Source organism: Bradyrhizobium sp. Ses1 (assembly GCF_059512365.1).
This window is the reverse complement of record NZ_JCAMOQ010000005.1, coordinates 152,016-172,106: the sequence shown is the minus strand read 5'-3', so window position 1 is coordinate 172,106 and position 20,091 is coordinate 152,016. Positions and strand designations below refer to the sequence as shown.

17 protein-coding genes are annotated in these 20,091 nt (G+C 63.3%); 11 read left to right on the top strand and 6 right to left on the bottom strand.

Annotated elements, in window-relative coordinates; genetic code table 11:
* Window positions 1-49: 49 nt before the first annotated feature.
* Window positions 50-325 carry a hypothetical protein gene (locus tag AC5ZG5_RS09110; protein ID WP_456644394.1) on the top strand — a complete coding sequence of 92 codons (276 nt, stop codon included), beginning with the start codon at window positions 50-52 and terminating at the stop codon, window positions 323-325.
* A gap of 196 nt (window positions 326-521) precedes the next feature.
* Here the strand turns inward: AC5ZG5_RS09110 and AC5ZG5_RS09105 are convergent, their stop codons facing one another.
* Together AC5ZG5_RS09105 and AC5ZG5_RS09100 are read right to left on the bottom strand one after the other, a co-directional pair.
* Window positions 522-1,856, bottom strand: coding sequence for a S41 family peptidase (locus AC5ZG5_RS09105; RefSeq protein ID WP_456644395.1), 1,335 nt, complete (start codon window positions 1,854-1,856; stop codon window positions 522-524).
* A gap of 154 nt (window positions 1,857-2,010) precedes the next feature.
* Window positions 2,011-3,177 carry an NADH:flavin oxidoreductase/NADH oxidase gene (locus AC5ZG5_RS09100; protein ID WP_456644396.1) on the bottom strand — a complete coding sequence of 389 codons (1,167 nt, stop codon included), beginning with the start codon at window positions 3,175-3,177 and terminating at the stop codon, window positions 2,011-2,013.
* 1,246 nt (window positions 3,178-4,423) lie between these two features.
* Here AC5ZG5_RS09100 and AC5ZG5_RS09095 point away from each other — a divergent pair.
* From AC5ZG5_RS09095 to AC5ZG5_RS09075, 5 genes are all read left to right on the top strand, one after another.
* Complete coding sequence (locus tag AC5ZG5_RS09095; RefSeq protein ID WP_456642377.1) at window positions 4,424-5,053, top strand: HAD-IA family hydrolase; 630 nt, start codon at window positions 4,424-4,426, stop codon at window positions 5,051-5,053.
* A gap of 9 nt (window positions 5,054-5,062) precedes the next feature.
* Window positions 5,063-6,274 (top strand): molybdopterin molybdotransferase MoeA, encoded by a 1,212-nt coding sequence (locus AC5ZG5_RS09090; RefSeq protein ID WP_456642376.1) that lies wholly within the window; start codon window positions 5,063-5,065, stop codon window positions 6,272-6,274.
* Window positions 6,275-6,475: 201 nt separating this feature from the next.
* The gene (gene lexA / locus AC5ZG5_RS09085; RefSeq protein ID WP_028162734.1) at window positions 6,476-7,177 is read left to right on the top strand and encodes a transcriptional repressor LexA; all 702 of its coding nucleotides are present in this window, start codon (window positions 6,476-6,478) and stop codon (window positions 7,175-7,177) included.
* A gap of 293 nt (window positions 7,178-7,470) precedes the next feature.
* A complete protein-coding gene (locus tag AC5ZG5_RS09080; RefSeq protein WP_456642375.1) occupies window positions 7,471-7,896 on the top strand; it encodes a hypothetical protein in 426 nt (141 codons plus the stop codon).
* A gap of 140 nt (window positions 7,897-8,036) precedes the next feature.
* Window positions 8,037-8,258, top strand: coding sequence for a hypothetical protein (locus tag AC5ZG5_RS09075; RefSeq protein ID WP_028162736.1), 222 nt, complete (start codon window positions 8,037-8,039; stop codon window positions 8,256-8,258).
* Between the two features lie 9 nt (window positions 8,259-8,267).
* Here AC5ZG5_RS09075 and AC5ZG5_RS09070 read toward each other — a convergent pair whose 3' ends face one another.
* Window positions 8,268-10,556 carry a ComEC/Rec2 family competence protein gene (locus tag AC5ZG5_RS09070; protein WP_456642374.1) on the bottom strand — a complete coding sequence of 763 codons (2,289 nt, stop codon included), beginning with the start codon at window positions 10,554-10,556 and terminating at the stop codon, window positions 8,268-8,270.
* 400 nt (window positions 10,557-10,956) lie between these two features.
* On the opposite strand from AC5ZG5_RS09070, the gene AC5ZG5_RS09065 reads away from it, so the two are divergent.
* The gene (locus AC5ZG5_RS09065; protein ID WP_456642373.1) at window positions 10,957-12,285 is read left to right on the top strand and encodes an MFS transporter; all 1,329 of its coding nucleotides are present in this window, start codon (window positions 10,957-10,959) and stop codon (window positions 12,283-12,285) included.
* Between the two features lie 153 nt (window positions 12,286-12,438).
* On the opposite strand, the gene AC5ZG5_RS09060 is transcribed toward AC5ZG5_RS09065, so the two are convergent.
* The gene (locus AC5ZG5_RS09060; protein ID WP_063623362.1) at window positions 12,439-12,801 is read right to left on the bottom strand and encodes an SPW repeat domain-containing protein; all 363 of its coding nucleotides are present in this window, start codon (window positions 12,799-12,801) and stop codon (window positions 12,439-12,441) included.
* 251 nt (window positions 12,802-13,052) lie between these two features.
* On the opposite strand from AC5ZG5_RS09060, the gene AC5ZG5_RS09055 reads away from it, so the two are divergent.
* Entirely contained in the window at window positions 13,053-13,235 is a 183-nt protein-coding gene (locus AC5ZG5_RS09055) for a hypothetical protein (RefSeq protein ID WP_028162740.1), read from the top strand.
* 115 nt (window positions 13,236-13,350) lie between these two features.
* Entirely contained in the window at window positions 13,351-14,781 is a 1,431-nt protein-coding gene (glnA, locus tag AC5ZG5_RS09050; RefSeq protein ID WP_028162741.1) for a type I glutamate--ammonia ligase, read from the top strand.
* Between the two features lie 23 nt (window positions 14,782-14,804).
* Here the strand turns inward: glnA and AC5ZG5_RS09045 are convergent, their stop codons facing one another.
* Together AC5ZG5_RS09045 and AC5ZG5_RS09040 are read right to left on the bottom strand one after the other, a co-directional pair.
* Complete coding sequence (locus AC5ZG5_RS09045) at window positions 14,805-15,197, bottom strand: YybH family protein (protein ID WP_130229556.1); 393 nt, start codon at window positions 15,195-15,197, stop codon at window positions 14,805-14,807.
* 11 nt (window positions 15,198-15,208) lie between these two features.
* Complete coding sequence (locus AC5ZG5_RS09040) at window positions 15,209-16,906, bottom strand: glutamine--tRNA ligase/YqeY domain fusion protein (RefSeq protein WP_456642372.1); 1,698 nt, start codon at window positions 16,904-16,906, stop codon at window positions 15,209-15,211.
* Between the two features lie 265 nt (window positions 16,907-17,171).
* Between AC5ZG5_RS09040 and gltX the strand changes: the two genes are divergently transcribed.
* Both gltX and gltA read left to right on the top strand, forming a co-directional pair.
* On the top strand, window positions 17,172-18,596 hold the full coding sequence (gene gltX / locus AC5ZG5_RS09035; protein ID WP_130229554.1) for a glutamate--tRNA ligase: 1,425 nt from the start codon (window positions 17,172-17,174) through the stop codon (window positions 18,594-18,596).
* Between the two features lie 164 nt (window positions 18,597-18,760).
* Entirely contained in the window at window positions 18,761-20,065 is a 1,305-nt protein-coding gene (gene gltA, locus AC5ZG5_RS09030; RefSeq protein ID WP_028162745.1) for a citrate synthase, read from the top strand.
* Window positions 20,066-20,091 lie beyond the last annotated feature (26 nt).

Genomic DNA, 20,091 nt, shown 5'->3' with positions numbered 1-20,091 from the left:
CATCGCGTGCGGTGTTACATTTGGCGTAGCCCTTTGAAGGAGCAACGCTATGTGGGCCTTCAAGCTTCTTGGTGCGGCCGCGGCACTCTGCGTCCTCAGTGCGCCGGCGATGGCACAGCAGGTGATTTCCGAGCCCGGCTATTGCGCGCAATTCTACCCGAACGCCAATTGCCAGAACAAAGGTCCGGGCAACCCCTATACAGGCGGCTATCAGCGCTACATCGACCAGGGTTACGGGATGTGGGCTCAGGATCCGCCGATCAGACGGCCCGGCAAGCGATCGCGGAGCCACCGCTCGGATTCATCCGCCATCCGCGCGCGCTGATAGAGGGCATGCTGTCTGGTCGGCAAAGCGTTAGCATGCCCACCATTACGACTCGTACCTGAGGCCCGTCATGGCCGGGCTCGTCCCGGCCATCCACGAAGAGGATTGCATTGCAGCAACAACGTGGATGCCCGGGACAAGCCCGGGCATGACGAACCGGGGGTGTTTCGAGACGCCTTCCACGTCAGCGTGATGTTCAGTTCGGGATCGTCCGCTTCGGCGCGCCCTTGGCGTCGGCGTTGACGGTGACGCCACGCAACAGGTTGTAAGCAGCGTTCAGCGCCTTGTCGTTCTTCTCGTCAGGCGGGACGAAGGATTGCGAGCCGGTCTGCTCGGTGCCTTCGGCCGCCAGATGCCCGCGCATCGAGGCCTCGCCCTTGATCTCGGCACGCGTCTTCAATTCGTCCGGCACATCCTGCAGGATCTCGATATCGGGCGCGATGCCCTGCGCCTGGATCGAGCGGCCCGACGGCGTGAAATAGCGCGCGGTGGTCAGCGCCAGCGCGCCATTGCCAGCCCCGAGCGGAATGATGGTTTGCACTGAGCCCTTGCCGAAGGTGCGGGTGCCGATCAGCGTCGCGCGCTTGTGGTCGTGCAGCGCACCGGCCACGATCTCGGAGGCAGAGGCCGAGCCGCCGTTGATCAGGACCACAAGCGGCTTGCCCTTGGTCATGTCGCCGCCGCGAGCGGTGAAGCGCTGAGTTTCCTCCGGCAACCGGCCGCGGGTCGAGACCACCTCGCCGCGCGCCATCAGCGAGCTCACCACCGACACCGCCTGGTCGAGCAAGCCGCCGGGATTGTTGCGCAGGTCGATCACATAACCGGCAAGCTTGTCCTGCGGGATCTCCTTGGAGATATCGGCGATCGCCTTGTGCAGACCCTCGGTGGTCTGCTCGTTGAACGAGTTGATCCTGATATAGCCGATATTGCCGCCATCGGTGTGGAAGCGCACCGGGCGCACACGGATGATCTCTCGGGTGATGGCGACGTCGATCGGCTTGTCGGCATCCTTGCGGATGATCTTCAGCTTGGTCTGGCTGTTGGGCGGGCCCTTCATCTTGTTGACGGCCTGATCCAGCGTCATGCCCTGGATCTGTTCGTCATCGATCTGGGTGATGATGTCGCCCGACATGATGCCGGCACGCGAAGCCGGCGTGTCGTCGATCGGCGCGACGACCTTGATGAAACCATCCTCCATCGTGACTTCGATGCCGAGGCCGCCGAACTCGCCGTGGGTGGTCTCCTGCATGTCGGTCCAGCCCTTCTCGTTCATGTAACGAGAATGCGGATCGAGCGAGGAGATCATGCCGTTGATCGCGCCCTCCATCAGCTTGGAGTCGTCGGGCTTCTCGACATAGTCGGTCCGGACGCGCTCGAACACGTCGCCGAACAGATTGAGCTGGGAATAGGTATCGGAGCGGACCGCGGCCTTGGCGACCGCAACCAGATTGGCGCCCTGCGGGGCGGTGACGAGAAGGGTAAGGCCGACGCCGGTGACCGTGCCGAGGAGAAAGCCAAAATTCCTACGCATGCGTGCGATCCTTCCCGCTGTAGCCGCCACGACTGTGATGAATCGTCGTTCTCACCCGACGTGGACAAACACACAATGCCTTTTTGGTCGGATCAAGGCCAATTGTACCGGAGAAATACCGTCGCTCACGACATCGTGCGTTGCTCGTGCGCCGCTATGGACGTCCCTCCTGGAGGCCGCTCTGCCAGGTCGACGGATTGGTTCCAAAGCCGCGTTTGGCGCGCGTGCCCAGCCAGTAGCCGAACTGCGGCGGAACATTACGGAATGGCCCGTCCACGCCAAGCTTCAGCGCGGCGTCCATCGGCCAGTTCGGGTTGTTGAGGATTTCGCGCCCAATCGCGATCAGATCTGCCTGTTTTTCGCGCAGGATCTGTTCCGCCTGGTCACCATGAATGATGAGGCCGACGGCCATGGTGAGGATGTCGGCGTGACGGCGGACGTATTCCGATAGGGGCACCTGGTAGTTGTACTTGATTTCCTTGCCGAGGATCGGCGCGATGTCGGTGATGCCGCCGGACGAGCAATCGATGACATCAACGCCTTTCGCCTTGAGGATGCGGGCGAGCCGCACGCTCTGCTCCGGCCCCCAGCCCGCATTGTCCTCCACCGACAGCCGCACGAACAGCGGCTTGTGGTCGGGCCAATGGCTGCGCACCGCCTCCGTCACTTCGATGATGAAGCGCATGCGCTTCTCTTCCGAGCCGCCATACTCGTCGGTGCGCTGGTTTCCGCGTTCCGACAAGAACTCATGCACGAGATAGCCGTGGGCGCCGTGCAATTCGAGCACGTCGAAGCCAGCCTCATTGGCGCGGCGCGCGGCTTGGCCCCAGGCCTGCACGAGATCTTTCACCTCGCTGCGCTCCAGCGCCCGCGGTACCGGCCAGCGCGTGCTATGCGCGATTGCGCTCGGCGCCACCGGGGTCCAGTCGTCCCAGTCCTCGATCTCAGGCGACCGCTGCAGCGGACCGTCGCCTTCCCACGGCCGCGTTGCGCGCGCCTTGCGTCCGGAATGGCCGAGCTGGATGCCGGCAAGCGCGTTCTGTTGCTTGATGAAGGTGACGAGCCGATTGAGTGGCGCGATGAACTTGTCGTCCCAGATGCCGAGATCACCGACCGTGCCGCAGCCGCGCCGCTCGACCTTGGTCGACTCGACAATGACGAGCCCCGCGCCGCCGGCGGCGAACTTGCCCGCATTCATCAAATGCCAATCGGTCGGAAATCCCTTCACGGCCGAATATTGATGCATCGGCGGCACCACGATCCGGTTCTTCAGCGTGATCCCGCGGATCGTCATTGGTGAGAACAGGAGCGTATCGGACATGGTTTTCCTCGCATCACTGGACATCGTTACCCGCTATTTCACGGGGGTCGGTTTCCTGCCGCGAACGATATATGTGCCGTCAATGACGGCAAAGCCGAAATGCGGGAGGCTTCCATGCCCAATCGGCGATTGCCGAAGCACGAGTCTTGCGCTCGTCCGTCGCACTTATGCTTCACCCGTTGCCAACTGCCGCGGTCATTCCGGGGCGGCCGCAGCGCGAGCTATGATGTGCAATTGCACATCAGAGAATCCATTCATCCGCTGGCGCAAGCTGCGAAATGGATTCCGGGCTCGTCCTTCGGACGCCCCGCAATGACAGCCTCCGTCATTGCGAGCGGAGCGAAGCAATCCATGCCTCCGTTCGCTGCGCTATGGATTGCTTCCCGGAGCCTGTCATCGGACGGCGCTTCGCGCTTATCCGTTGGCTCGCAATGATGTTGTGGTTGCTTTGGGTGCGACATATCAACCCGACGGGCAAATCAGCAGAAACGTGTCCAGACTATCAGCGAAAAACATTTCGCTTTCGCCGTCGGGCAAATCAGTGATTTAACTCCGCGCGTCTCACCCAAGAGAGGGGCGGCTCGCGATCGTCACGAACGTTGCGGTGAGATGCGGTGGACGTGATGGGTGTGACTGACGAGCACACACAGCACGGACGGCGAAGTCGTGTGGTCCTGGCGCCCCGACGCTGGCGCTAAGTTTTTGCGCGAAGAAGTTTGCGCGAGAGACGACGGTGGCAAGAAAGCCCGGTCACCGGGGAGAGTACGAAGTAAGCCGTAACACCATCGCGCAGGGAAAGCCGGAATGCTTCGGTTGAACCTGTGGTCCTACTCCCGTGCTTTTTGTTGCACGGGACCCATGGGTGCAACCAGCACCCGGCTTTCCCTGCGCCCTCTGTTCGATGAGAGGGCCGAGAGTAACGCAAAGCTCGGGCGAACAACGCCGCGAGCATGCGGACTCCTCATGCTGTTTGAAAGTTGAATCAGAACCCATCCCCGTCATTGCGAGCGCAGCGAAGCAATCCATCGCGCCACTTGCGGAGAAATGGATTGCTTCGCTGCGCTCGCAATGACGGTGGAGAGAGCGTTTCCCAGGACTACGGTCGTAGGATGGGTAGAGCGAAGCGAAACCCATCATTCGCGCCGCTTGCTCCATCGGGATGGGTTTCGCTTCGCTCTACCCATCCTGCAGGCCCGCGAACGAAGACATTGCCGCCCCCTTGGGATTTTCGTACACAACCGTCGCCATGACCCAACCGTCCCTTTCCCCCGGCTCCGCCGATGTCCTGTTGTTCGACCTCGGCCGCGTCGTGCTCGATATCGATTTCGGCAAGGTGATGACCACCTGGGCCGGCCATGCCGGCTGCGAGCCCGGCGAGCTCGCCACCCGCTTTGTCATGGACGAGAGTTACAGACATCACGAGGTTGGCAAGATCGATGACGCCGCCTTCTTCGCAGGCCTGCGGCAGTCGCTCGGCATCAGCATCTCCGACGCCCAGTTCCTGGAAGGCTGGAACGCGATCTTCGCCGGCGAGATGCCGGGAATCGCCGAGCACCTGGCGCGCGCCAAGACGCGCCTGCCGCTTTATGCGTTCTCGAACACCAATCCGCCTCATATCGAGCATTTCTCGACAGCCTATTCGGACGTGCTCGGCCACTTCCGTCAGATCTTCTTCTCCTCGACGATCGGGCTACGGAAACCTGACGCGGACGCCTATGATTACGTGATAAAGGCGATCGGCGTGCCGGCTTCGCGCATCGTGTTCTTCGACGATTCCGCCGAGAACATTCGCGGCGCACGGGCGATAGGTCTCACGGCCATTCACGTCACATCGCCGGATGATGTGACGAACGCGCTTGTCGCGCTCGGAATTTAGGAGTTGCCCGTGGCACTGATGCCGGTCGCCGATGCGCTTGCCGCGGTCCTCGCCGGCGCGGAACCATTGCCGGAAGAGATGGTCGCGCTCGATGCCGCCTATCACCGCACGCTTGCCCGTGACGTCGCGGCAAAACGTACTCAGCCGCCACTCGCGATGTCGGCGATGGATGGCTATGCGGTGCGATCCGCCGACGCCGCCGACTTGAGCGCGCGGCTGAAGGTGATCGGCGAAGTCGCCGCGGGCCGGCCGTTCGGTCGGGAACTTGGTCCGCGGGAAGCGGCACGGATCTTCACCGGAGGCGTCATTCCCGCCGGCGCCGATGCGGTCGTGATCCAGGAGGACGCCCAGGTCGATGGCGATCACATCACCATCACCGAGGCCGCTGTCGCCGGGCGGCATATCCGGCCCGCCGGCGTCGATTTCCGCGAGGGTGACGTGCTGCTCAGGCGCGGAAGCCGGCTGACCGACCGCGCGCTGTCGCTGGCGGCGTCGATGAACTATCCGGAACTCCCCGTGCGGCGCCGACCCAAGGTCGCCGTGCTCGCGACCGGCGACGAACTCGTGATGCCGGGCACCTCTCCGGGTCCAGGCCAGATCGTCTATTCCAACGGCTATGCGCTGCGGGCGATGGCGCGTGCGGAAGGCGCTGAAGCGATCGATCTGGGGGTCGCCGCCGACACGGTTGCCGCCACCACTGACGGCATCCGCCGCGCGCATGCCGCGGGCGCCGACATCCTCATCACCACCGGCGGCGCCTCGGTCGGCGACCATGACCTCGTGAAGCCGTCGCTTGAGGCCGAGGGCGTGACCATGGCGTTCTGGAAGATCGCGATGCGGCCGGGCAAGCCGATGATGCATGGCCGGCTCGGCGCGATGCGAGTGATCGGCCTGCCCGGCAATCCGGTGTCGTCCTATGTCTGCGCCTATCTGTTCCTGGTGCCGTTGATTCGGGCCCTGCTCGGCCGCTCGGCGATTCATCACGTGACGGAAAGCGCCCTGCTCGGCCGCGATCTCGCCGCCAACGATCAGCGCGAAGATTATCTTCGTGCGCTACTCGAAGAGCGCGACGACGGCACGCTGATCGCAACGCCGGTCACCAAGCAAGACAGTTCGCTGCTTGGGAATCTCACTGCGGCGCAGGCACTTGTGATCCGTCCGCCATTCGCGCCAGCCGCAGCAAAAGGCGCGCCTTGCGACATCCTCCGATTGCCCGAATGACGCTGCGACCAGCATCTGCCGGAGCATCTCTGGTCGCGTTCACCAGAAATTAAGTGGTTGCGGAACACATATCGAACATATAGTGTCCGTTCATGATTTGTTTCGAAACTCGCTGTCTACGAATGGGAGTGCGTGACTCCCGAGATCAGCTCTTCTCAAGTCTCGGATCGAACGACGCTACCAACCGGGGGAATGCTCGCGATGCTTACGCGCAAACAGTATGAACTTCTGCGTTTCATCAACGAACGGCTGAAAGAGGCCGGCGTGCCTCCTTCCTTCGACGAGATGAAGGACGCGCTCGACCTGCGCTCGAAGTCCGGCATCCACCGCCTGATCACGGCGCTGGAGGAACGGGGCTTCATCCGCCGCCTGCCGAACCGCGCCCGCGCGATCGAGGTGATCAAACTGCCTGAGCTCTCCGCTGCCGGCAACGGCCGCCGCGGCTTCACGCCGAGCGTCATCGAGGGCACGCTCGGCAAGCGCACGACCAGCGCGGCCGTGGCCGAAGACGATGGCAACCGTCCCGTCGCCGTTCCCGTGATGGGCCGGATCGCGGCGGGTACGCCGATCGAGGCGCTGCAGACCCGCAGCCACACCATCAGCGTGCCGCCCGACATGCTCGGCTCCGGCGAGCATTATGCGCTCGAGGTGCGCGGCGATTCCATGGTCGAGGCCGGCATCCTCGACGGCGACATGGCGCTGATCCAGCGTAACGACACCGCCAACACCGGCGACATCGTGGTGGCGCTGATCGATGAGGAGGAAGCGACGCTGAAGCGCTTCCGTCGCCGCGGCGCGTCAATCGCGCTTGAGCCTGCCAATGCGGCCTACGAAGTCCGCATCCTGCCGCCGAACCGGGTGCGGATCCAGGGCAAGCTGATCGGGCTTTATCGCAAGTACTGAGCCGACGAGGACGCAGCAGCTCGTCTGGTACTTTGGTGGGTGATCTGCCCTCAAGGACACTGACAAGAACGATTTAGAGTGATTAGAATAAGAGCCCCGGTAAGTTCGCCGGGGCACTCTCGGTGCAAGGAGATGTGCGGCAGCGCCTCCTATCGTGTTTGTGAACGGCTAGAGGGCGCGGGCCGTACAAATGCCAAGAACGGAGCAGAGGCTTATAAGTTATCGTCCACTCTGATAGAGGCCTGCGCCTCTTCCCAGGCACGGGTCGGCTATCTCGAATGAGGAGCAATCCGATGTGTGACTATAGCCTGCATGCCGTGGCGACGCGTCCCGCCCAAGTTGGAGAGACGCTTATCACCACCACCTTCCGCGGCACTTCGACCCGCGGCTTCGCTTCGGAAAGCGATCCGACGGTCGCAGTCTGCATGCTTCCCGGGACCGAACTCGCGTTCGCCGATAACGTCCGCTACGACAATCGCTGGATCTGGACCAAGACGACCGGCTTCCGTGTCGGCAAGTTCAACCAGATCGATGCGCATATTCGGGATCGTCATCACGACGCGATCGAATTCCCCGATGGCAGCCATGTGCTGGTGACCCAGCTCTGCGAAGGGCAGCGAGCGACCGTGCTGCAATTGCCAGTGACGCATCATGTTGCAGAGCCGGCACCGAAGGCGGTCGACCAGCGCCCCGCGCCGAACCCGCTGTTCATCGGCTGAGAGCTTCGGGCAGCGTGCGCCGCCGGTCTCGGCCGGCGGGACGTTGCCGCGGGTGAAAAGCAAAGTATTTCGAGCGGCCCCGGAGGCCATCCGGGGGCGCATGCGATTTTTTGTTGAACTATTCGCAAGGGGCATGATCGGTGGTCACCAAGATCACATGGCAAAAAGCCGGACGGGTGGCCCAGCCCGGCCGATACATGTTCAGGTTCGGCTGGCTCACCGTCGCAGCGGAAGATCTCGCGATCTGGGAGCGATTTCCGGATGCGAGTTTCACGCTCGTGCAAGTGCCGTCGCATTCGGGCGGTCCGGACGAATTTCGGCTCGGCGCCTTCGAGCTGCCGGCCAACGCCGGTGGAGATTGACGGGAGCGCTCAGTCTTCCGGCTGCAGGTCGGACTCGGACGGGGTCGCATCGATGGCGCGCGGCGCGGGTGCCCCTTGGATCCGGATCGTGGTCTCGGGTTCGCCTTCGCCTGACACCGCAGGCGACCACGGCCGGTCGAGGCCGGCAGGCTTGACCGCATCGATGACGAAGCCGTTCCGGTTCCGCCGCAGCGCCAGCCCGCCCTGCCGCCGCAGGCGCTCGGCATCGATGACCGCCGCCGCACAGCCTTGTGGCACCGGCCGTGCGGTCACGATCAGCACCGCCCGTTCGCAATCGTCCGCGAGCGCCTCGGATCGCTGCGTGAGCGCAACGAACGCGCCGCCCGCGGCCGGGGTCACGCAGCCGCCCTCATCGCATGAGACGCCCTCCGTGAGCGACGGGTCGCTTGCAGTGCGAGCATCGGCATCCGCGGCAAGCCACTCCTTGGCGAGAAACGCGTCCTTCGCGGTGCGCATCAGGTGCAACCGCCCGTCACCGCCGCGAACGGCGACATTGCGGCCGTCGCCGGAAATCAGGATGTCGGGTTGCGGCGCCCTCACCGCCCAGACCACCGCAATGAGAAGCACCGCCGCGCCGGCGAAGCGCAGCGGCGTGCGCAACAGCCCGAGCAGGATGACGCCCAGGCTCGCGGCGATCAGCGGGCCGATCCCGAACGCACTGACGTGGCCGACTGCGCCCGGCAGCGCGGCGACCCATTGCGCAACCACGATCATCCAGTCGATGCCGCTGCCCATGATCGCCCAGAACACGCCGTCGAAACCGAACGGCATCGCCAGCAAGCCGAGGAGCCCGGCCGGCATCACCAGCGCCGACACCACCGGCATCGCCGCCAGATTGGCAAGCACGCCGAAGGGCGCCACCCGATGGAAGTGAAAGGCGGCATAGGGCGTGGTCGCCAGTCCCGCTACCAGCGAGGCCAGCAGCAGCATCGCAATCTCGCGCCCGCCCCACAGCGCGATCCGCGCGGTCGCGGAATGATCGGGCGCGGCAAACAGATGCGGCATGCCAATCTGCACCAGCGCCACCAGCCCGAGGGTCGCCGCAAAAGACATCTGGAAACTGGGGTGAACCAGCGCTTCCGGCGCGATCGCGAGCACAATCATGGCCGCGACTGCGAGCGTCCGGAACGTCACCGCGCGGCGGTCGACCATGACGGCGATCAGCACCACCGCGGTCATGAAGAACGAGCGCTGCGTCGCGACCTCCGCTCCCGACAGCAGCAGATAGAAGGCGGCAGCGACCAGCGCCGCCGCGGCGGACCATTTCTTGATCGGAAAGCCCACGGTGAGCACCGGGAACAGTGCGAGCAAGGCGCGGACTGCGAAGAAGACCACGCCCGCGACCACCGCCATGTGATAGCCCGAGATCGAGAGCACGTGGCCGAGCCCCGAGATGAACATCGCATCATTCACCGGCTCGGAGATCGCATCGCGCCGGCCGGTCAGGAGTGCGGTCGCGATCGCGCGATTGTCGCCTTCGAGCACGTTGCGGATCCGCGCATCGATCGCATCGCGCATGCCTTGCATGAACGCCGCATAGCGCAGCGCAAATCCGCGGCCTTCCGGCGACGCCGTCGTCTTGATCGCGCCGAGAACGAAACCGGAGGCGCCGATGCCCTGGAAATAGAGATCGCGGCTGAAATCGTAGCTGCCGGGCCGTAAGGGAGCGAGCGGCGGCTGCAGCCGTGCCTTCAATTCGACGAAGCCGCCGACTTCAGGGGCAGTGCCCTTCTTCACCGACAGCCTGACACGCTCGAGCTTCGGCGCGCCGCGCTGGCTTTCGATGCTCGCGACGCGCAGCACGAAACGGTCGGTACGCTCGCGGATGTCACGTGTCTCGACAAATCCGGTGAGCGACACCGAAAACATCGGCCGCGCCAGCACGCCATGTGCGACCCGCGCGGTGCGCCAGGTGGCAACCGCAAAACCCGTCGCAACGGCGGCAATGATGACGGCGGCAGCGAACGCCTGCCGCCGCCTGAGCAGGAACGCGACAGCGCATAGCGCGATGGCGACGATGACCGCGACCGACAGCACTGGCTCATGGTCGGCGGCGAAGTAAAGCGCGATGCCGCAGCCGAACGCGACCGGCACCCAGGGCAGAAGCCGTCCGGCGCCCGCTTCCGCCCGGATCCACTGACGCAACGTCTCGACGATTGGCGGCCAGGCGCCGACGCCGATCGGGGCATACCCACCCGCCGGCGCCACCGCCTCGCGGGGCGGCCAGGTGCCGGCATAGCCGCGCCTGCCGCCCGGCGTCCTGCCCTCGTCCGACATCCTGCGCCCTGGAGTATTCCTGCTTCAACAAAGCTACCGGAACCGGGTATCCGCGGGATAGCGGAACAGATGCGGAATACGGAGGAAAGAACGCGCTGCCGGCGCGTTTCCGATCTTAGCGCTCCAAGCCCGATTGAGCCGAAAGTCTCATAAGGCCACAGTCCCATTGAGGATTAGAGTACCGTTACGCCTCCACCCGGACAGATGGGAAAGAGGCAGTGGTGGCTCGCGGTTCGAAGACCGCTGGAGCCCTTCTCAGGTGGTTCAAGGCTTCCCTGAGACCGGCGTTGCCGACGCAACTCGCAAATCAGGCCTGTAGCGTCACGCATCACGCGCACTCCGCGAGCGAACAGAGCGCTGAAAAACGCGAGGAGAAGCCTTTGAACCAAAGGAGCAGCACATGGCAATTCAAGTACCGAGCGATTTTCGCCGGGTGATCGTTGCCGCGTCGGTCGGAAACATCATCGAATGGTATGACTTCTATATCTTTGGCAGCCTGGCCGCCGTTCTGTCGGTCAAGTTCTTCGAACAATCCCACCCCGTCGCAGCCCTGCTGAGCACGATCGCCCTATTCACTGCAGGATTCCTGATCCGTCCACTCGGAGCATTCCTCTTCGGATGGATGGGCGACCGAGTCGGCCGCAAGTACACGTTCCTCATCACGCTCACCGGAATGGGACTGGGAACGGGCGCGATCGGCCTGATCCCGACTTACCAGTCGATCGGTCTCACCGCAGCGTTCGTGCTGTTCGGGCTGCGCATGATCCAGGGCCTGTGCCTCGGTGGCGAGTATGGCGGCGCCATCACCTATGTTGCCGAGCATGTGCCCGACGACAGACGCGGCTACTACACAGGCTGGCTCCAGACCTCGCCGACGCTCGGGATCGTGGTGTCGCTGGCCGTGATCATTCTGACCCGGATCTATTTCGGCGATCAGGCCTTCAACGAATGGGGATGGCGCGTTCCGTTCCTGCTGTCATTCCTGCTGGTGGCCATCGCCATCTACATCCGCCTCCAGCTCCAGGAGACGCCGATCTTCCAGGAGATCAAGGCCCGCGGGCAGATGACCAGGAATCCCTGGAAGGAGGCGTTCCTCAGCTCGAACATCAAATACATCGGAATCGCCATCATCGTCCTGATCGGACAGGGCGTGGTGTGGTACAGCGGTCAGTTCTGGGCGCTGTACTTCCTGCAGCAAGTCTCCAAGGTGGACGCGCTGACCTCGTCGTACATCGTCGGGGCTGCGCTGCTACTTGCGACGCCGAGCCTGATCTTCTTTGGCTGGCTGTCGGACCTGATCGGCCGCAAACCGGTGATCCTGGGAGGCATGCTGCTTGCCGCGATCACCTATTATCCGCTGTATCTGTGGCTCGGAACGGTCACGCAGCCCGGAAACATCAACTATCCGATCGCAATCTTCATCATCTTCGTCCTCGTCTGTTACGTCGGGATGGTGTACGGGCCGGTCGGTGCGTTCCTGGCGGAGTTCTTCCCCAGCAGAATCCGGTACACGTCGGTGTCGGTGCCGTATCACATCGGCAATGGCTGGGGCGGCGGCTTGGTGCCGTTCATCACCTCCGCGGCTTTCGCCGCCACTGGCAGCGTTGGCTACGCGCTGATCTATCCGATCCTAGTTCCTGCGATCTGCTTCGTGCTCGCCGTTTTCCTGATGCCGGAAACGAACAAGACCAGCATCTGGGAGCAGGTCGAACCGCGAACCGCATCGTGACGCCCAATAGCCCTTGCCGCGGGGCTACCAAGCCCTGTGGCGGGGGAATCCAACATCCGGCAGGAGCGGGTCGACACCTCTGCCGCAACAATCCCCTCGCGCCGGCCGCTACCGCGTAGCGGTCGGACCGATGGCTCGGCCAAACCCGCCTTCTCAGCCGGCGCGGTGATGCCAGCGATCGTGCCACCAGGCGGTGAAATCACGATCCGTCAGCAGCTCCCAGCCGGCCAAGAGGATCACCAGCATGCCCGACAGCACGCTGCTTACCGTCGCCGAGACCTGCTCGTAGCCGACCGTCCACGGCGCCAAGAGCAGAGCCAGTCCGAGCAGCATCTCTCCCCATTCCTCCAGATAGGACGGAATGACAAATGCCTCGACGGCAAACAGGATGACAGCCAACCCAAGCGCGATGGTGATCCAGACGGCCGCTCCGCCGAAGCCCAGGGCAAACGGCGACCCGACCAGCCACACACCCACCAACAAGCTGGCAACGTCCTGCCAGTGTTGAATGCGCATGACGCTCACCTCCCCTCTCCCATGCATATGGTCACGCGGCGCGGCGCCGGAAAGACATCCCGCCTGACCTGCGTTGTGTTGCGGCTCTCCGTGTTCCGGAGCCGCCTCCCGCCGCCCATCACCCGGAAAGCACGCTTGCAAGTGCGCCGCAGCAGGATGCAAACTGCTGCGCTCAATCAGGTGTCAACGTCTACGGCTCTCGGCCCGACCGGAATTCAAGGTTGCGTCCAGAACGAGAGGAGCATGACGCCATGCGAGAAATCGAAATCCACGATTATGCGCGGCAGCTCTTGGAAGCACATGGTGCCAAGGCCATTGCGGAAGCTGCGCAGAATGCCATCGAGCTCGAGGCAAAGGGCGAGGTCGAACTCGCCAAGACCTGGCGGCATATCGAAGACGCCATGAAGCTGATGCGCGGGCCGCACCAAAGCTGACGCTCCGGTGCGGGAACCGCGAACGTGGCGCAGGATTCGTCGCAAGCCGCTTTAACGCGCGGCGGAGCGACAACATGATCTCTAGTGACCGGCTCTCCATGACAGGAGCGAAGCCATGTTTCCCAGATGTACGACAGCCGAAGATCTCGTGAAGGCGATCACCGATGAGAAGGTGCAGATGATCGATCTGCGCTTCACCGACCTGCCGGGGGTGTGGCAGCATTTTTCCGTCCCGCCGAGCGCGGCGAGTATCGATGCTCTCAGCGAGGGCATTGGCTTCGACGGCTCATCGATCCGCGGCTTTCAGGAAATCCAGGAAAGCGACATGCTTGTCGTCGCGGATCCGACCACGGCTTTCCTCGACCCGTATTCGCTGGCATCGACGCTGGTCCTGATCTGCAACATCCGCGACCCCGTGACCGGTCAATCCTATAGCCGCGATGCTCGCTACATCGCGCAGAAGGCCGAGACCCATCTGAAGGGCACCGGGCGCGCCGATACGAGCTACTTCGGTCCGGAGGCCGAGTTCTTTGTGTTCGACGACGTCCGCTACGGACAGGGCATCAATTACGCCTTCCACGAAATCGATTCCGGTGAAGGCAGTTGGAACACGGGCAAGGAGGAAGTGCCGAATCTGGGCCACAAGCCGCGCCCGAAAGAAGGATACTTTCCCGTTCCCCCCACCGACAGCATGCAGGATCTCCGCGCCGAAATGGTGCTGACGATGGAAGAACTCGGCATCCAGATCGAAGCCCATCACCATGAAGTCGCGACCGGCGGCCAGAACGAGATCGACATGCGCTTCACCACGCTGACGCGCATGGCGGACAATCTGATGATCTACAAATACGTGGTGAAGAACACCGCGAAGCAGCATGGCATGACCGCGACGTTCATGCCCAAACCGCTGTTCGAGGACAACGCCTCAGGGATGCACGTTCACCAGTCGCTATGGAAGGGCGAGACCAATCTGTTCTACGACAGGGGCGACTATGCCGAGCTGAGCCAGCTTGCCCGCTACTATATCGGCGGTCTCCTGACCCACGCCTGGGCGCTGTGCGGGCTTTGCGCGCCCACCACGAACTCCTATCGGCGCCTGGTGCCGGGCTATGAGGCCCCGATCAACCTGGTCTACTCCCAGCGCAACCGCTCGGCCTGCTGCCGCATTCCGATGTATTCGCCGAATCCGAAGGCCAAGCGCGTCGAGTTCCGCTCGCCGGATCCTTCGTGCAATCCCTATCTGGCTTTCTCCGCGATGCTGATGGCCGGCCTTGACGGCATCAACAACCGGATCGACCCGGGCAGCCCGATCGACAAGAATCTTTACGACCTGCCGCCCGCCGAGGCGAAGGATGTGAAGTCGACGCCCGGATCGCTGGACCAGGCCCTCGACGCGCTCGAGCGCGATCACGCCTTCCTGCTCCGTGGAGACGTCTTTACCGCCGACGTGATCGAAACCTGGCTCGACTACAAGCGGAAGAAAGAGGTCGATCCAATCCGGCTACGCCCGCATCCGTACGAGTTCCACCTCTATTACGACATCTAGCGACGACCGCCCGGGTGACCGGCCTATTGGTCAATCAGCGGCGTCTTCGATGAAACGTGATGGCTGGCGATTTTCCAGTCGCCGTCTTCACGAACGATGACCCAGGTGATCTTGACTGAGAGCGTCGGATCACTCTCGCCCAGAAAGAACGACGCGGTGCCAGCCATGTTGATGAGATCAGGGCTGACCTGCGCCGCGCGCACGTCAGAGAACTGAACGGTCGGCGAGCGCCATCGCGGCAGGCCGTTGAAGTAGGCCTCAACCCCTTCCCTGCCGCGATAGAGCGTCGGATTGGAGCCGAAGAAGAACGCGCGCTCCGAATAGAGCGAAGCGAGTGCTGCGGCATCCAGCCTGCTGAAGCCGGCCGACCATTTTGCCATGATGGCGGAGACGATCTCCTCGGCTTCGCCCTGCATCTCGCCCGCCGCTAGCTCTTGCCGCCGACTTCCTTGGCGAAGGTATCGCGGAGTCCAATGGTGCGGTTGAACACCATCTTGTCCGACGTCGAGTCGGCATCGCGCACGAAATAGCCCTGGCGCTCGAACTGCATTACCTCGTTCGAATTGCTCTCGGCGATCGCCGGCTCGATGCGCGCGTCCGTCAGCACTTCCAGCGACTGCGGATTAAGGTCGGCGGCGAAGTTGCCGGCGTCCGGACTGGGCGTCGCGAAGAGCTGGTTGTAGATGCGGATCTCGGCCGGTTTCGACTGCGCCGCCGGCAGCCAGTGCATGGTCGCCTTCACCTTGCGCCCGTCGGGGGCGTTGCCGCCCTTGGTCGCGGGATCATAGGTGCAGCGCAGCTCGACGACCTCACCGGCGTCGTTCTTGATGACGCCGGTGCACTTGATGAAATAGGCGTAGCGTAGCCGCACTTCGGTTCCCGGCGAGAGGCGGAAGAATTTCTTCGGCGGGTTCTCCATGAAGTCGTCGCGCTCGATATAGAGCTCGCGGCCAAAGGCAATCTTGCGGGTGCCTGCCGAAGGATCATCGGGATGATTAATCGCCTCGATCTCCTCGACCTGCCCTTCCGGATAGTTCTCGATCACGACCTTGAGCGGCCGCAGCACCGCCATGCGCCGGAGCGCGGTGCGGTTCAGCTCCTCGCGGATGCAGAACTCCAGCATGCCGACGTCGACGACGCTGTTGGACTTGGCCACGCCGATCCGCTTGATGAACTCGCGGATCGCCGCTGGCGGCACGCCGCGCCGCTTCAAGCCTGCAATCGTGGGCATGCGGGGATCGTCCCAGCCGGCGACATGTCCCTCGCGCACGAGCTGGGTCAGCACGCGCTTGGAGAGCAGCGTGTAGGTCAGGTTCAGGCGCGCAAATTCGTACTGCCTGGGCTTGGACGGCACCGGCAGCTTGTCGAGCAGCCATTCATAGAGCGGGCGATGATCCTCGAATTCGAGCGTGCAGATCGAGTGCGTGACGCCCTCGATCGCGTCCGACTGCCCGTGGGCATAGTCATAGCTCGGATAGATCGACCATGTGTCGCCGGTGCGCGGATGGTGCGCGTGCAGGATCCGGTAGAGCACCGGATCGCGCATGTTGATATTGCCCGAGGCCATGTCGATCTTGGCCCGCAGCACGCGCGCGCCGTTCGGGAACTCGCCGGCCTTCATGCGGCGGAACAGGTCGAGGTTCTCCTCTACCGAGCGGTCGCGATAGGGCGAGTTCTTGCCGGGCTCGGTCAGCGTGCCGCGCGCGAGGCGAATCTCCTCCTGGCTCTGGTCGTCGACATAGGCATCGCCCTGCTTGATCAGTTCCTCGGCCCATTCGTAGAGGCGCTCGAAATAGTCGGAGGCGAAATAGAGGTTATCGCCCCAGTCGTAGCCGAGCCAGCGCACGTCGGCCTGGATCGAGTCGATATATTCCTGCTCCTCCTTGGTCGGATTGGTGTCGTCGAAGCGCAGGTTGCAGTGGCCGGGAAACTCCTGCGCGATGCCGAAGTTAAGCGCGATCGACTTGGCGTGGCCGATGTGCAGGTAGCCGTTCGGCTCCGGCGGGAAGCGCGTCACGACGTGGCTGTGCGTCTTTGACGCGAGGTCAGCCTGGACGATGTCGCGAATGAAATCGCGTCCGGTCTCCGCCGCCACCGCTTCTGCCGCCACTGGTTCTGTCGTCATCGAGGGTTCCTATGCATGGTCCAGAAAACCGGAAGCCGCTTTCCCGAAAGATCATGCTCAAAAAAGGGATCAGCCGCCCTTCTGCCAAATTCGCCCCGGCCCGCCAAGCCCGCTTTCGAGGCCGCCGCTTTCGAGGCTGCCGCTTTCGAGGCTGCCTTTGGGACAGCCCAAGTGGACAGCCAAGGCTTTGGTAAGGCCAAGGCTTTAGTTATGCGTTGTTCCTGCTATACACCAGCGCCGTTCAAGCCCGAGTTCGCATCCGGTCATGTCTGATTCCGTCGTCACACGCTTCGCCCCCTCGCCGACCGGCTTCCTCCATATCGGGGGTGCCCGCACCGCGCTGTTCAACTGGCTCTATGCCAGGAAGCACGGCGGCAAGATGCTGCTCCGGATCGAGGATACCGACCGCGAGCGCTCCACCAAAGAGGCGATCGAGGCCATCCTGGATGGCCTGACCTGGCTCGAGCTGAATTGGGACGGCGAGGTCATCTACCAGTTCAGCCGCGCCGCCCGCCACCGCGAGGTCGCCGAGCAGTTGCTCGCCGCCGGGCGCGCCTATCGCTGCTACGCCACGGCAGAGGAACTTGCCGCCATGCGCGAGAAAGCGCGCGCCGAGGGCCGCACCCGCCTCTACGACGGAATGTGGCGCGACCGTGATCCGGCCGACGCGCCGGCCGGGATGAAACCCACGATCCGGCTGAAGGCGCCCCTGACCGGCGAGACCGTGATCGAGGATCAGGTCCAGGGCCGCGTGGTCTGGCAGAACGAGAACCTCGACGACCTCGTCCTGCTGCGCGGCGACGGCACGCCGACCTACATGCTCGCGGTGGTGGTCGACGACCACGACATGGGCGTGACACATGTCATCCGCGGCGACGATCACCTGATCAACGCCGCGCGCCAGAAGCAGATCTACGACGCACTGGAATGGAACATCCCGAGCATGTCCCATATCCCGCTGATCCATGGCCCCGACGGCTCAAAGCTCTCCAAGCGCCACGGCGCGCTCGGCGTCGATGCCTACCGGGCGATGGGCTACCTGCCGGCGGCGCTGCGCAACTACCTGGTCCGGCTCGGCTGGAGCCATGGCGACCAGGAGATATTCTCCACGCAGGAGATGATCGAGGCGTTCGACCTGCCGTCGATCGGCCGTTCAGCGGCGCGGTTCGACTTCGCCAAGCTGGAGAACCTCAACGGCCACTATATCCGGCACAGCGACGATCAATCTCTCGTGACGCAGTTCGAGAACGTGCTGGACTACGTTCCCGACGGCGCCGCCATCAAGGCCAAGCTCAACGAGGAGACGCGCGCGCAATTGCTGCGGGCGATGCCGAGCCTGAAGGAGCGCGCCAAGACGCTGCTCGAATTGATCGCGGGCGCCTCTTTCATCTTCGCCGACCGGCCGATCCAGATCGAGCCAAAGGCCGCCGCGCTGCTGACGCCGGAAACGCGCGCGCTGATCGGCAAGCTTCGCGCGGCGCTGGAGACGGTCACCGACTGGCGGCTGGAGACCACGGAAGCCGCCATGCGGAATTTCGCGGAGCAGAACAATCTCAAGCTCGGCGCCGTCGCTCAGCCGCTCCGGGTGGCATTGACGGGACGCACCACCTCGCCGGGTATTTTCGATGTCCTGGCGGTATTGGGGCGGGAGGAAAGTCTTGCCCGGCTGGGCGATCAGTCGGCTGCGTAAGCCCCCTGCCATGCCCCTCCGAGGGTCCACCTTGCAGCGCACAGGGCAATAAGCTACGCATTCCGCGAGGCCTTCTAGACAATCCGGCTTGTCCCGACATCCGCCGTAGAAACGGCAACTCGGGCAGGCTCGATTTTCGCAACAAATTCATCGGGGACTACACGATGGACGCACAATCCAGCAGCAAAACAGCTACCCTCACGATCGGCAACAAGACCTACGATTTCCCGATCCTGAGTGGCACCGTCGGCCCTGATGTCATCGACATCGGCAAGCTGTACAACCAGGCCGGCGTGTTCACCTACGACCCGGGCTTCACCTCGACGGGGAGCTGCCAGTCCAAGATCACCTATATCGACGGCGACGCCGGTATCCTCGAATACCGCGGCTATCCGATCGAGCAACTCGCCGAGCACGGCGACTTCCTGGAGACCTGCTATCTCCTGCTCTACGGGGAGCTTCCGACTCCGGCGCAGAAGAAGGATTTCGACTACCGCGTCACCCATCATACGATGGTGCACGAACAGATGGCGCGCTTCTTCCAGGGCTTCCGCCGCGACGCCCATCCGATGGCGATCATGGTCGCTGCCGTCGGCGCACTCGCCGCGTTCTACCACGACTCCACCGACATCAACGATCCGCAGCAGCGCATGATCGCTTCCATGCGCATGATCGCGAAGATCCCGACGCTGGCGGCGATGGCCTACAAATACACCATCGGCCAGCCCTTCATGTATCCGAAGAACTCGCTGAAGTTCGCCGAGAACTTCCTCAATATGTGCTTCGGCGTGCCTTGCGAGGAATACAAGATCAACCCGGTGCTCGCCGACGCGCTGGAGAAGATATTCATCCTGCACGCCGACCACGAGCAGAATGCGTCGACCTCCACGGTGCGCATCGCCGGCTCTTCGGGCGCCAACCCGTTCGCCTGCATCGCGGCCGGCATCGCCTGCCTGTGGGGACCGGCGCATGGCGGCGCCAACGAAGCCGCGCTGAACATGCTGTACGGCATCGGTAAGGTCGAGAACATTCCGGACTTCATCGCCAAGGTGAAGGACAAGAACAGCGAAGTCCGCCTGATGGGCTTTGGCCACCGCGTCTACAAGAACTACGATCCACGCGCCAAGATCATGCAGAAGATGTGTCATGCCGTGCTGAAGGAGACCGGCCACGGCGACGATCCGATGCTGAAGGTGGCGATGGAGCTGGAGAAGATCGCGCTCAGCGACCAATACTTCATCGACCGCAAGCTCTATCCGAACGTGGACTTCTATTCGGGCATCACGCTGAAGGCGATGGGTTTCCCGGTCGACATGTTCACCGTGCTGTTCGCGGTCGCCCGCACCGTCGGCTGGATCAGCCAGTGGAGCGAGATGATCGAAGATCCGCAGCAGAAGATCGGCCGTCCGCGCCAGCTCTACACCGGCGTCGCCCGCCGCGAATACGTCCCGATCGACAAGCGGAAGTAAGCTTCAAGCTTTCTGCGAAGTTTCAG